We start from the raw sequence: 13,625 nt of genomic DNA on the forward strand, positions 1-13,625 counted from the left end.
GCCACTCTACAACGTATATGCCTATACGTTATGTAAGACCAGACTTAACCTCAATGGTTGAGTATAAAAGCGTAAAATTTTTATCATCTCACTGCGACCTGTGTCACCGAGGGGGTATTACCCCAGGTTATTGCGGGCCACGGGCAACAGGTAACGCTCTGTTTCTTGCAGGATTTGTTCAAGGCGAACATTATCCATTTGGCGGAAAACGCGCTGGGTATAGGGATCTGCCCCCTCGCCCGGGATCCGCTGATCGCCCTGCCAGGCTTGCAGCAGCTTGGCACGCGCCTTGATCTGGACTTCTTCATCCCAGTCTATCTGCTGCGTTTGCGCCTGATAACATTGGCTCAACCAGGCCCAACCGCTTTTATTGAGCAGCATCAGCGGCTGCGACAGGCCACGGCGGTAGCCCGCCACTAGCTCCGCCAACTGCTCATGGGCCTCCTCGCTCGTAAGCGCAGCGAAGCGCCAGGCGGAATTCTTGCTGCCAAACATGCGGCTTTCGCCGCTACCACCAACGCAGCAATACACCAGGTGCTCCAGCCAAAGTAAGATACCGTCTACGGCCGAAAGCGTTGCTGGCCGCCAGCGTAGCAAGCCATCCTGCTGTACCTGATGCAGCCAACCGGTGATACGCATGCCCGCCACCTCGATATCCAGCTCCAGGCTGCCATTCTCCTGGCGCTGTTCACGCACCCGTTCAGCCAGCTCCGCCATTTCTTCCTGCTGCTTTTGCCAGTAAATCTCACCGAAAGCTCCGTAAGGTAATCCCCCCGATGCCCGCACCCGTTGGTATAACTTGCCTGCGTCCTCCCCCTCGATCAGCGTGTTCAGCAATTGGCTGTTGAACTGATAGCGGCTGAGGTTATCCAGCGTAAAAGGCTCGTCTTCCGGCAGATCGGTCTCTTCCAGAATGAAGTTAACGCCCAGACGTAGCTGGAAGAAAGCACGGATCGGATGGCGGTAAAAACGGAGCAGTTCATCAAGAGAAACCTGGGTTTTCTCTTCCACCAGCAGCGGTTGATTAAATTCCGGATGTGCAGCGCCACGACCATCAGCAGCGGCCAACCATTCTGCCGCATAGCTTTGATCTTCACTCCCCGGCAGGAAGTTTTCCGCAGCAAACGGCATGCGGGCATGGCGTTTAAGCAAGTGCTCACCGACCCTGCGTGCGCTGCCGTCCGCATCCAACGCTTCATCGCCGGGCAAACAGTAGCTTTGCTGCAGATATTCCAGTAGTTCAGTGACCAATACCGAAGGATAACGCTCACTGTTGTCCTGAATGGAACGGCCGATAAAGCTGATGTACAACTGGTGCTGGGCAGAGAGGATTGCCTCCAGGAACAGGTAGCGGTCATCGTCACGGCGGCTGCGATCGCCCCGCTTAATCTGCTGCGCCATCAGGTCAAACCCCAGCGGCGGCAAGGTGCGAGGGTAGACACCGTCGTTCATGCCCAGCAGGCAGACCACCTTGAACGGAATGGAACGCATGGGCATCAGAGTACAAAAGTTGATCTGGCCGGCCAGGAAACGCTGGCTGATGCGTTGTTGATCGAGCCGTGCGGCCAGTTCATCGCGCAGCAGCGTCAACGGCACGGCATCGGGATAGCGTGCTGCCAGGCCAAAGCTGGCTACTTTCTGCCACTGCTCTTCGATCAGCGCCAACGCCTCTTCCGTTTCGCTGTCCGTCTCAAAGAAGCTATTGAGCAGTTGGCGGCACAGCGGCAGCCATTCGGCTAACGGCCGCTCTTCGCTGAGGATTTGCCGCCAACGGCTGAGTTGTGCCAGCAGATCGGCCAATTGCCCGGCCAGTTCGGCCACTAATCCACTCGACTCATCATAAGGTAATACGCCCTGCCAATCTCCGGCGTTACTGTCCATGGCGTAGCCCAGCAGCATCCGCGTCAGGCCAAACCGCCAGGTATGCTGCCCGGTTGCGGGTAGATCCAGCTCACGCACGTTGTCATCATCCAATCCCCAACGTACCCCTGATTCGCCAGTCCAGTGGCGTAACAGGCTTAACCCCTCTTCCTGAATCGAGAAACGCGCCGCTAACGCGGGCACGTCCAACAGCGCCAATACCTGCTCTGAGGTAAAACGGCTTTGCGGCAGATCCAGCAAGGAAATAAAGGCTTGTAGCGCGGGATGCGCCTGCCTGGCCTTGCGATCGGAAATGGCAAACGGCAGGTAGCGCCCGGCGGGGGCATTGCCAAACACCGCCTGAATATACGGGGTGTAGCTGTCGATATCCGCCACCATCACGATGATGTCGCGCGCGGTAAGTTGGGGATCTTCTGCCAGCATGGCCAGCAACCGATCGTGCAGCACCTCGACTTCGCGCTGCGGGCTATGGCAGGCATGCAGACTGATGGAGCGATCCTGCGGATCGAGCTGGCGCTTATTGTCACTGCGCTCCAGGGTTTCTGGCGTGGTGCCGATCAGTGCGTGATCTTCCAGCTCCAGCATGTCGTGCTGAATGGCGTGCAGCAAACTATCTGCCGGGATCTCGACAAAGGCATCCACCTCCTGCACCGCCTCCATCTGCGACAGTAAATACAGATGATCTCGCCCCAGCTTCCCCCAGGAAGCCAACAGCGGGTTACTCAGCTGTTGTTCGCCCTCGGCATCAAATAGTTGGGCTGCCTGTTCTGGCTGACGGAACAAGCCTTGCTCGCGTGCCTGGTGATAGTGGCGGCGTTTGCGGCTCTGCAAACGGGCCAGGAAGGCGTAGTCCTGAATGTCGCCCCAATAATAGCGACAGGGGTTGGTAAACATCAGATGGATATCAATATGTTTACCCAAAGCCTGCAGCGCTTCCAGGTAAATTGGCGGCAAGGCAGAAATCCCGCAGATAAACACCCGTGGCGGCAATCCTGTAGGGCATTGAGTGGCATTCTCCAGCGCGCTGATAAACCGGCGATACAAGTTGGCGCGGTGCCATTCGGGCTGGCCCAGCTCGTGGGTATATTCCACCAACCGATGCCACAGGGGGGCTTGCCAGCTTTGCGCCTCTGCCAGCCCTTCTACCGCCTCCCCACGCTGCCAACTCTCCAGCCACTGCGGGCGATAAACCAGATATTGGTCAAACAGATCGGCAACGCGCCCGGCGAGCTGGTGGATCTTGCGCTTGTCGGCGTCATCGGTCAGGTAATGCTGTAGGGGAGCAAACTCGGGCCGGGTCAGCATGCCTGGCAGCAGCCACATCAGCTTCCAGGTCATGGCATCTTTGCTAAAGGCGCTCTCTTTGGGAATGCCGGGCAATACCTTGGTAAACATGTCCCAGATAAAGGTCGCCGGGAGCGGGAAAACGATATTCGCGGCAATGCCAAACTGCTCGGCCAGCTGCATCTGCAACCACTGCGCCATACCGGGGCTTTGCACCAGCACCACTTCCTGTTGAAACGGATCGGCCAAAGGTTCTCTGGCTATCAGCGCGCTGGTCAGCGTTTTCAGCAAGTCCAACTGATTGGAATGATAAACCGTAAACATGAGGCTCCTTGGAAGCGAAAAAGGGCATTACCAACTACTAACTCAACGTCCCCTCACCCTACCCCTCTCCCAAAGGGAGAGGGAACCGATCGAGAACACCTCGACCAATATAGAGAGGGATATCGATCAAGACGACTGACGAACCTCACCGGCCCACTACGTAGGGGCACTACATGTAACGCCCGCGCTACTGCCCGCAATACCAGCGGCTGAGTTCAATCTGTTGGTGCAGCGGCGTTTGTATCTTCACCGTACGCCTCAAGCATGAGCCTTGCGCCTGGTGGGTTTCGACTTGGTAGTGCCAATTAGGCGGTAGCGATATGGCATGGGTTATTTCAGCTCCAGCACTGAATATTTCCAGCTGTTGGTGCGCCAGTGACCAGGCCTGTCGATATTGCCACTGCCGTTGAAAAGCCTGCAACAGCACCTGCTGATATTGTAACAGCCCTAGCAGCGAGACGGCGAACAACAATGCCGCGATCAACACTTCAGGCAGGCTGAAACCCCGTTGAGTTCGCCAGCCAGCTCGTTTATTCAGCACAATCGCTTTCCCGCTTTTCCGGGCAAAAATCCAGCCAGCCGCCTTTTTGCGCTTTCAGCAGGTGGCCGCCAGCCCCGCCTTGTTGTGTAGCCAGTTGGTATAGCCACAAGGGCTCAGATCCCGCGATATCCCCAGCCCCACGAACCATCACCAAACCGGTACGGGCCGAGAGCCGAGCGCAGGCTTGCAAAGCCTCGCCGCTTATCTGCTGGCAGGACCAATGGCTCGCCTGTAGAGACTCCCGTGGCCACGGCTGCGCCAGCCCCCAACTTAGGGCCGAAGCCGCCTGGTTGTAGGCCCGCAGATAGCGCTGCTGATCGACAGCCAGCAGCAGCGCACTGTCCAATTGCCGCTGCTGGGCGGTAAGCAGCATCAGCCCCATTACCAGCAACAACATCACCGCAGCCAATGTGCTGCCCCCCTGCTGCCTATCCATCCCTAGCGTGCCTCCATGCTAACCGCCCACTCCAGGCGGCGCTCTATATTTGCCCGCACCGTTGAGCGGCCACTTAGGGCAAACAACATCAAGGATTTGCCATCGCGCCCTGCAATCTGGCTGACAGAAAAAGACGCAATCCGGACCTCTTCCTGATCGAGCAAGCGTTCCCAGCCACTGCCTTGGCACTGGGTCACGCCGCTTTGCCCCTCCAACCCACCGGCCCGCAGGCGGTAACCAAAATACTCGGCATCGCCACCGCGGTCCCAGTTGCCATTGCGGTTAAGATCGTAGGCCACGATCACACAGCTGCCCGGCGCTTCACCCTCCGCATGGCTAATCAGCAGCGAACGCCCATTACACTGACCGGCACAAAACCCGCTACGGCGCAGATCCTTTTCAATCCCGAAAGCCAGCTGGCGTAATACCAGATCCAACCGATAATGACGGCCCATATCAACCGTCTGCTGACGCAGCATCGGTAAGGTTTTCGCCGCTGCCAATGCAATCAGGCTGCCGAAAGTCATCGCCAGCAGCACCTCAGGCAGGGTAAAGCCTGGTTCTAGGGTTCGCATAAGGGCAGGCTCCGAATGGCGGTTTCTTCGCTGCACAGCCGCAAACGCCCTTTGGCGGAGAGCACCAGACGTATGCGGCCAGCCTGATTGCCTAGCAGGATATGCCCGGCCTGCGCACTGTTGCGCACGCCATAAAATCCCATTTCCTTTTGGGTATAACCTTGTAACTCCACATCCAGATGTTCTGGGGTAAATGCCCGGCCCGCCAGTGCAGTACAAGATGCCACCCGCGGGCCGCTGCCTATGCACCAGATTTTGCCTGGCCGAAACCACAATAAAGCGTTGCGGTTATGCCAGTTGGCATCGGCCTGTAAGCGCGTTAAGAATGCCAGCAGTTGCTGGGCGGTCTGCTCCAGCCGCAGCGCCTGTTGATAGTGATGCCACTGGCTAACCCCCCAAGAGGTCAGCATCCCCGCCAGGACCATCACGATCATCAGTTCGATCAGCGTCAGGCCTTGCTGGTGTTCGGGGCTATTTTTATATCGGTTCATACGGCGAGTGTAATCGGCCAGAGGCACGATGAAAGGCACCTTTTCTCAGGCTGGCAAATGATGCGCAGAATTTTTAGTTAGCAGGTAACAAACTGGGGGAAATTGAGTACGGCTTCGCATTTTTGGCAATGCAGCACGGACGCAGCATGTGGCGCGCCTACTTTCAGTGGGATGATGAAAGAGGGCCGGATACGGCCCTCAGCAAATCAGATAGCGACAGGAGCCTTGATCGGCGGGTGCGGATCGTAGCCTTCAATCTCAAAATCTTCAAAGCGGTAATCAAACAGCGAGGCTGGCTTGCGTTTGATCACCAGCTTCGGCAACGCACGCGGCTCGCGGGTTAATTGCAGCTGCGTCTGCTCCATGTGGTTGCTGTACAGATGGGTATCGCCACCTGTCCAGACGAAATCGCCCACTTCCAGATCGCACTGTTGCGCCATCATATGGACCAGCAATGCATAGCTGGCAATATTGAACGGCAGGCCGAGGAACACGTCGCACGAGCGCTGATACAGCTGGCAAGAGAGTTTACCGTCCGCCACATAGAACTGGAAGAAGGCATGGCACGGTGCCAGAGCCATCTTATCCAGCTCACCCACGTTCCAGGCAGAAACAATAATACGGCGCGAGTCCGGATCCTGTTTCAGCTGTTGCAACACGGTGCTTAGCTGGTCAATCTGGCGACCATCCGCCGCGCCCCAGGCACGCCATTGCTTGCCATAGACCGGGCCAAGATCGCCGTTTTCATCGGCCCATTCGTCCCAGATACTGACGTTGTTTTCGCGCAGATACGCCACGTTGGTATCGCCGTTCAGGAACCACAGCAGCTCATGAATGATCGACCGCAGGTGGCATTTCTTGGTGGTCACCAACGGGAAACCTTCCTGCAGGTTGAAACGCATCTGGTGGCCGAAAATCGACAACGTGCCAGTGCCGGTACGGTCGGCTTTAGGGGTGCCCTCGGCGAGCACTTTGTTCATCAAATCCAGATACTGTTTCATTTTTCCTCACGACTGTTGTTGCTGTGGACGACGACGATACGCCCAGATCATCATAATAATACCGGCGAGCACCATCGGCACGGACAGGATTTGCCCCATGCTGATCACCCCGTCAAACAGGCCAAGCTGGGCATCCGGCTGGCGGAACGCCTCGACGATAATGCGGAATGTGCCATAGCCAATCAGGAACAGGCCCGAAACGGCCCCCATCGGACGTGGTTTGCGGATGAACAGGTTCAGAATGATAAACAGCACGATGCCTTCAAGCACCATTTCATACAGCTGCGACGGATGACGTGGCAACACGCCATATTCATTGAGCAGCGGCAGCAGTTGAGGATTGGCGGCAGCGATGGCGATGTCTTCCGGACGCGAGCTTGGGAACAGCATCGCCCAAGGTGTATTGGTGGTGACACGCCCCCACAGCTCACCGTTGATAAAGTTACCCAGGCGACCAGCGCCCAGACCAAACGGGATCAGTGGGGCAATAAAATCAGAAACCTGGAAGAAGTTGCGCTTGGTGCGGCGGGCAAACCACAGCATCACCGCGATCACGCCAATCAGGCCGCCGTGGAATGACATACCGCCATCCCATACTTTGAACAGGTAGAGCGGGTTATCCAGGAACAGCGGCAGGTTGTAGAACAGCACATAACCGACACGGCCACCGATAAAGACCCCAAGGAAACCGGCATACAGCATGTTTTCCACTTCGTCTTTGGTCCAACCGCTGCCGGGCTTGTTAGCGCGGCGTACCGCCAACCACATGGCAAAAACAAAGCCAACCAGGTACATCAAACCGTACCAGTGCAAAGAGACCGGGCCGATAGAGAAAATCACCGGATCAAATTTTGGAAACGCCAGATAGCTAGTGCTCATCTATCACCACAATATGTCTGTTATTCATCCCCAAGCGGGGGCGGCAGGTGCCAAACGCGGTGCAAAGCCCGTGCAACGGGAGCACCGCATTGAGATGGCGCATCATAACATAGGCTTAACCACGTCCGGGCTTGCCGGCAGGGAAAAGTTCTGTAAAAAAATCGGTCAACGCTTAACGGGCTGGGCAACGCCTAATCAGCGGCCGCCGCGGATCAGCCCACCCATGCCACGCCGTTCCATAAATGCCGCGACCTGGTGGCGAACCTCGGTGGTCATCTGGGCACTCAATACCCGCTGGGCCAGCCCTTGCGCATCTTCCAGTTCGATATGGCGCAACAGATATTTGATTCGTGCGACGCTGCGCCCGTTCATGCTCAGATTGCGGTAACCCATTCCCACCAGCAGCAGAGCGCCCATCGGGTCTCCCGCCAGTTCACCGCACAGGCTGACCTGCAACCCGGCCGCCGTCCCCTGATCGATGATCAATTTCAGTACCTGCAACATGGCTGGATGCAGGCTGTCATACAGCGAGGCAACGCGGGTGTTATTACGATCCACCGCCAGCAGGTACTGAGTTAAATCGTTGGTTCCCACCGAGATAAAATCGACGCGTGCGGCCAGATAAGGGATCAGGAAGATCATCGACGGCACTTCCAGCATGACGCCAATCCGCGGTTTGGGTATGTCGTATCCCAGCATCTCTTCCACTTCTCGCCCGGCGCGATCGATCAGGCGTTTGGCCTCGTCGATCTCTTCCAGGCTGGTGATCATGGGCAACAGGATCCCCAGATTGCCGGTTCCCGCATTGGCACGCAGCATGGCGCGCACCTGGATCAGGAAGATTTCTGGCTGATCCAGCGTAATGCGGATCCCCCGCCAACCGAGGCACGGGTTTTCCTCGCTGATCGGCATGTAGGGCAGTTGTTTATCAGCACCGATATCCAGCGTACGCAGCGTTACCGGCTTATGCGGATAGAAAAGTTGCAGCATGCCCTGATATTGCGCCACCTGCTCCTCTTCCGACGGGAAGCCGCTTTGCAGCATGAACGGGATCTCAGTGCGGTACAGGCCAACACCGTCCACGCGCGCGCCCAGCAGTTGTTCATGTTCCGGGCTAAGACCAGCGTTCAGCATCACCTGGATCCGCTCACCGCTTTTCAGCTCTGCGGGCTGTTCAACGTCGTCTTCTGCCAGCTTGCTGAGCTCCTGCTCTTCGCTGATCAGACGTTGATATTCCTTCACCAGCACCGGTTCCGGATCGACCAGCAGCTCGCCGCGATAGCCATCAACAATCAGCATTCGCTGGGCCAACAGCGCAGGCTGGATGTCAGCCCCCATCACCGTTGGCACGCCCATGGCCCGCACCAGGATCGCGGCATGGGAGTTGGCAGCACCGTCCCGCACGACCACGCCAGCCAGGCGATCCTGTGGCACTTCGGCCAACAAGGTCGCCGTCAGCTCATCGGCGACCAGCACAAAACGGGCTGGCCATTGGCTGGCCCCTTGGGTGGTATCGTCGAGGTGGAATAGCAGGCGTTGGCCAAGCGCGCGCAGATCGCTGGCACGCTCGCGCATATAGGTATCTTGCAAGGTCGCAAACTGGGCTGCGAACGCTTCAATCACCTGTTTTACCGCCCATTCGGCCACCGAACCGGCATCAATCTCCGCGTACAGTTCACGTTTGAGGCGAGCATCGTTGAGCAGGTGGGAATAGAGATCGAAGATCGCCGCGCTCTCTTTTTGCGAGCTGGCGCTAAAACGCTTACTGAAGCGGCGGAACTCTGCCCCAGCCTCTTCCAACGCCTGTGTCAGGCGTTCGCGCTCGCTGACGGTATCCAGCGTGGAGGCTTTATACACCTGATCGAGTGAAGGCTGGCTGCTATCTAACCACCCCTCCGCCACTGCCACACCAGGAGCCGCAGCCAGCGCCCGAATGCGGGTCTGGCGATACTGGCCAAAAATGGCGTTTAGCTGTGATAACGAGAGGATCCCGGCCATTTGGGTGGCCAGGGTAACCATGAAGGATTCTTCGCTTTCGTCAAACTGGCGCAGTTCACGTTGCTGCACCACCAACACGCCAAGCAGCTGGCGGCGATGAATGATCGGCACGCCAAGGAAGGATCGGAAACGATCCTCTTTGACCTGCGGAATATATTTGAAGCTGGGATGGCTTTGGGCATCCGCCAGGTTGATCGGCTCTGCCCGCCGCCCAACAAGGCCGACGATGCCTTCGTCAAAGGCCAGGGCGATAGTACGCCCACGGGGCTTTTTCAACCCGCGCGTCGCCATCAGGTAATAACAGCGGCGGTCGTTGTCTGCCAGATAGATGGAGCAGACTTCGGTGTCCATCGCCAGACAGGTTTCATTGACCAAAAGATCCAGCGCATCTGTCAGACTGGCCGCCGCGGCCACTTTCTCAACAATTTCTCGCAAGCGCGTGAGCATAGTCGGTTTGACTTAACCTCTCTTTCGGCGATAAGCAGGAGGCTGCCGTTGCGCTGCCAGTTCCTGCATTGGCATGACGGTTGCGGCAAACTCTTTCATAACCCGGCGGTACACGTCGCGTTTAAACGACACCACCTGGCGCACCGGATACCAGAAGCTCACCCAACGCCAGCCGTCAAACTCCGGCGTACTGCTGCGCTGCATGTTGATATCCGCGTCATTGCACATTAACTGCAGCAGAAACCATTTCTGCTTTTGGCCGATACAAACCGGCTTTGTGTCCCAACGCACCAAACGTTTTGGCAATTTATAGCGCAACCAGTTGCGGGTTGAGGCCAGGATACGCACATCCTTTTTACTCAGCCCCACTTCTTCGAACAGCTCACGGTACATCGCCTGCTCAGGCGTTTCGCCAGGGTTTATTCCCCCTTGGGGAAACTGCCAGGAGTGCTGACCGTAACGGCGGGCCCATAGGACCTGCCCCTGACGATTACAGATTACGATACCAACATTCGGGCGGTAGCCATCATCATCGATCACCGGACTACCTCGATAAGCATAAATTCGTATTGATAACCTGATTGTTTCACACAAGCCACAGGCGGTAAACCACTGCTTTGCAGCACCGTCGCTCGGATAACATTGGGATAACTCACAGATAATGGCAAAGTTATAAACATGTAACGAGGTTCGAGGGCGGTTTTATTCACTTTTTCTGTGGATAGGTGTGTGAAGAACTCTAGGGATAAGCCGGGAAAACTCGATTGAACTTAAAATCCGCCGTATTTTTAACTTTTTATTATTCCTTTAAATACAATGAAATAAACACTTAAACACAGTTATGAACAGGGTAAAAATGTGATCTATGCACGCTTTGGATCTTTCTCTGGCGAAAGATCCACCAATGCGGATTTTATCCACAGATTATTATACCCAGTGACCTATAAAACCGCCAAATTCGTAAAAAATGCCCCGCGTCAAGGCTGTAAATCAAACCAGTGATCGGCAAAAAGTTGGGTTATCCCAGAAATCTGTGGATAAATAGGTGTAAGATCCTGTTTATTGTCGGTGGCTACAGGTGCACAACCCCGCAATGAAATTTTTCTACCGCGGTTGGGTAACCAAAAAGTCATGCAAAATCATGCTACTATTGTTGTTTTCCCCAGCCTGCTTTTCCCTTTTAAGGCTGTGAGTAAATTCGGTACGTTTTTTAACCATAATGCATAGGTCTGATTTATGGCGTGTTTATCCCCGCTGCCGCCAGAAAACGAGCAGCAATTATTAGCCCGTGCCCAGGCGCTGGCTGGCTTTAACCTTGGCGAACTGGCCGCCCGTGCGCAGGTCAGTATTCCCAAAGATCTCAAGCGGGATAAAGGTTGGGTCGGCATGCTGCTGGAGCTATATCTGGGGGCCATGGCGGGCAGTAAGCCTGAACAGGATTTCCCAGAGCTGGGCATCGAGTTGAAAACCATTCCGGTCGACGCCGCCGGTAACCCACTGGAAACCACTTTCGTCTGCGTAGCCCCACTGACAGGCAATAGCGGCGTCACTTGGGAAAGAAGCCACGTACGCCACAAGCTGGCACGGGTGCTGTGGATCCCGGTGGAGGGCGAACGACAAATCCCGTTGGCACAACGCCGCGTAGGTTCCCCGCTGCTGTGGCAGCCCAATCAGGAAGAAACCGAGATGCTGCGCCGGGATTGGGAAGAGCTGATGGATCTTATCGTGCTCGGCCAGGTTGAGCGGATCACCGCCCGCCATGGCGAAGTGCTACAGCTGCGGCCAAAAGCGGCCAACAACAAGGCACTGACCGAAGCCACCGGCGAACAAGGCCAACCGATCCTTACCTTGCCGCGCGGTTTCTATCTGAAGAAAAACTTCACCCGGGCGCTGCTCGCCAGGCACTTTACGCTTTGATTAGCCCTCCGCCCTCTGATTTCACTGTCATTTCTCCTTACACAGATGGGATACGTCCGAAAGCCATCTTTGGCAGAGTTTGCTACTCTATTAAGACAATTATTCCATGTATATAAGGTGTTCGGCATGAAAAAGTGGGTAATGGCTATTTCCGCCCTGATGATGGTCGCCGGATTAGCAGGCTGTTCCAGCGACTATGTGATGGCCACCAAAGACGGCAATATGATCCTCACGCAGGGTAAGCCTAAAATCGATAAAGATACCGGCCTGATCAGCTATCAGGACGAGCAAGGCAACCAGCGCCAGATTAACGGCGATCAGGTCTCGCAGGTTATCGAGCGTTAATCCCAGCCCCCGTATCATCCTGACCCCTGACGGATTATCAATCAGGGGTTTAGCCCGTCAGTTAATTACCCTATGGATTTCAAGCTGCAGCTTGAAAGACGGCGGGTATAATCCTCTTCCACCATCTGCCACGCTTGGTTATAGTCAAGTAAGGCGTGTTACGCCGTTGGATCTCTGGCTTCTGTTTTACCGGGCATCACGCCCGTAAGCGCTAACATTGAAGGAAGGCCGTTAATGCAATACCACCGTATTCCCCACAGTTCTTTAGAAGTGAGCGTGCTGGGACTGGGCACCATGACCTTTGGCGAACAAAACAGCGAAGCCGATGCCCACGCACAGCTGGATTATGCATTAGCCGCTGGCATCAATCTGATTGATACCGCAGAGATGTATCCAGTGCCGCCGCGCCCGGAAACCCAAGGGCTGACAGAGCAGTACATCGGCAGTTGGATCAAAGCGCGCGGCAACCGCGATAAAATCGTGCTGGCAAGCAAGGTCTCCGGGCCGATCCGGGGTAATGACGCGGGCATTCGCCCACAGCAGGCATTGGATCGCAAAAATATCCGCGCCGCCCTGGACGCCAGCCTGAAACGGTTAAATACCGATTATCTGGATCTGTACCAGCTACACTGGCCACAGCGCACCACCAACTGTTTCGGCAAGCTCAACTATCAGTACACCGATGAAAAAGCCACCATCCCGCTGTTGGAAACCCTGGAAGCGCTAACCGAGCAGGTCCGTGCCGGCAAAATTCGCTATATCGGCGTCTCTAACGAAACCCCTTGGGGCGTGATGCGCTATCTGCAACTGGCAGAAAAACACGAACTACCGCGTATCGTGTCGATCCAGAACCCCTATAGCCTGTTAAACCGCAGCTTTGAGATTGGTTTGGCAGAGATTAGCCAACATGAAGGCATCGAACTGTTAGCCTATTCCAGCCTGGCCTTCGGTACGCTGTCGGGTAAATACCTCAACGGTGCCAAACCGGCCGGGGCGCGCAACACCTTGTTCAGTCGCTTTACCCGCTACTCTTCAGCCCAGAGCCAGGCGGCGATCGCCGAATACGTGGCGCTGGCGAAAAAGCACGGTCTGGATCCTTCACAGATGGCATTGGCATTCGTGCGCCAGCAGCCGTTCGTTGCCAGCACCTTGCTGGGTGCCACCACGCTGGAGCAGTTGAAGATGAATATCGATAGTTTTGACGTGGTGCTGAACGAGGAGGTGTTGCAGGCCCTGGAAGAGATCCACAGCCGCTTCACCATTCCAGCGCCATAAATGCCCCCTCACGCTAACCCTCTCCCACAGGGAGAGGGGACCGTTCGAGTTCGATTTCGGTTTCAGAAATCTACCTGACCCCCGCACTGAATCAGTTCTCTTTTATTGATCACGGTACCTGATTACGACACCATTCCAGCTCCCACAGGGGACCGAAAGTGCCACTATCTAAGTTCTGTCTCTAACCTCAGCACCGCACCAACTCCCTCACTTTTGGCAATGAGCGTTGAA

Annotated in this window: 12 protein-coding genes; 3 read left to right on the forward strand and 9 right to left on the reverse strand. The window is 56.0% G+C overall.

All coding sequences use genetic code 11. The features are described 5' to 3' along the window. Positions 1–117: 117 nt before the first annotated feature. From recC to rppH, 9 genes are all read right to left on the reverse strand, one after another. Positions 118–3,489, reverse strand: coding sequence for an exodeoxyribonuclease V subunit gamma (recC, locus tag IMQ33_RS24235; RefSeq protein ID WP_196062811.1), 3,372 nt, complete (start codon positions 3,487–3,489; stop codon positions 118–120). A 187-nt stretch (positions 3,490–3,676) separates the two neighbouring features. Continuing rightward, entirely contained in the window at positions 3,677–4,033 is a 357-nt protein-coding gene (locus IMQ33_RS24240; RefSeq protein WP_065684186.1) for a prepilin-type N-terminal cleavage/methylation domain-containing protein, read from the reverse strand. Then, positions 4,020–4,466: a YgdB family protein gene (locus IMQ33_RS24245; RefSeq protein WP_065684147.1), complete on the reverse strand. Its 447-nt coding sequence runs from the start codon at positions 4,464–4,466 to the stop codon at positions 4,020–4,022. Before IMQ33_RS24245 ends, IMQ33_RS24240 begins: the two co-directional genes overlap by 14 nt. A 2-nt stretch (positions 4,467–4,468) precedes the next feature. After that, complete coding sequence (locus IMQ33_RS24250) at positions 4,469–5,041, reverse strand: prepilin peptidase-dependent protein (protein WP_196062812.1); 573 nt, start codon at positions 5,039–5,041, stop codon at positions 4,469–4,471. Next, the gene (locus IMQ33_RS24255; RefSeq protein WP_186581093.1) at positions 5,029–5,532 is read right to left on the reverse strand and encodes a prepilin peptidase-dependent protein; all 504 of its coding nucleotides are present in this window, start codon (positions 5,530–5,532) and stop codon (positions 5,029–5,031) included. The genes IMQ33_RS24250 and IMQ33_RS24255 overlap by 13 nt, the downstream gene beginning before the upstream one ends. A gap of 206 nt (positions 5,533–5,738) precedes the next feature. Then, the gene (gene thyA, locus IMQ33_RS24260; protein ID WP_024484282.1) at positions 5,739–6,533 is read right to left on the reverse strand and encodes a thymidylate synthase; all 795 of its coding nucleotides are present in this window, start codon (positions 6,531–6,533) and stop codon (positions 5,739–5,741) included. A gap of 6 nt (positions 6,534–6,539) precedes the next feature. Beyond that, positions 6,540–7,412 (reverse strand): prolipoprotein diacylglyceryl transferase, encoded by an 873-nt coding sequence (lgt, locus tag IMQ33_RS24265; RefSeq protein WP_021179871.1) that lies wholly within the window; start codon positions 7,410–7,412, stop codon positions 6,540–6,542. A 195-nt stretch (positions 7,413–7,607) separates the two neighbouring features. Beyond that, on the reverse strand, positions 7,608–9,857 hold the full coding sequence (gene ptsP / locus IMQ33_RS24270) for a phosphoenolpyruvate--protein phosphotransferase (RefSeq protein ID WP_065684145.1): 2,250 nt from the start codon (positions 9,855–9,857) through the stop codon (positions 7,608–7,610). Positions 9,858–9,869: 12 nt separating this feature from the next. Continuing rightward, complete coding sequence (rppH, locus tag IMQ33_RS24275) at positions 9,870–10,397, reverse strand: RNA pyrophosphohydrolase (protein WP_021179868.1); 528 nt, start codon at positions 10,395–10,397, stop codon at positions 9,870–9,872. Between the two features lie 696 nt (positions 10,398–11,093). Between rppH and mutH the strand changes: the two genes are divergently transcribed. The 3 genes from mutH to IMQ33_RS24290 all read left to right on the forward strand — a co-directional run bounded on the left by mutH (position 11,094) and on the right by IMQ33_RS24290 (position 13,394). After that, positions 11,094–11,774, forward strand: coding sequence for a DNA mismatch repair endonuclease MutH (gene mutH, locus IMQ33_RS24280; protein ID WP_186529074.1), 681 nt, complete (start codon positions 11,094–11,096; stop codon positions 11,772–11,774). Between the two features lie 126 nt (positions 11,775–11,900). Continuing rightward, positions 11,901–12,119: a YgdI/YgdR family lipoprotein gene (locus IMQ33_RS24285; RefSeq protein WP_021179865.1), complete on the forward strand. Its 219-nt coding sequence runs from the start codon at positions 11,901–11,903 to the stop codon at positions 12,117–12,119. Between the two features lie 234 nt (positions 12,120–12,353). Then, a complete protein-coding gene (locus IMQ33_RS24290; protein WP_024529471.1) occupies positions 12,354–13,394 on the forward strand; it encodes an NADP(H)-dependent aldo-keto reductase in 1,041 nt (346 codons plus the stop codon). The last annotated feature ends 231 nt before the right edge of the window (positions 13,395–13,625 follow it).

Source organism: Serratia sp. Res13-Sevr-LER1-36-b (genome assembly GCF_015673035.1).
Lineage (GTDB): Bacteria > Pseudomonadota > Gammaproteobacteria > Enterobacterales > Enterobacteriaceae > Chania > Chania fonticola_C.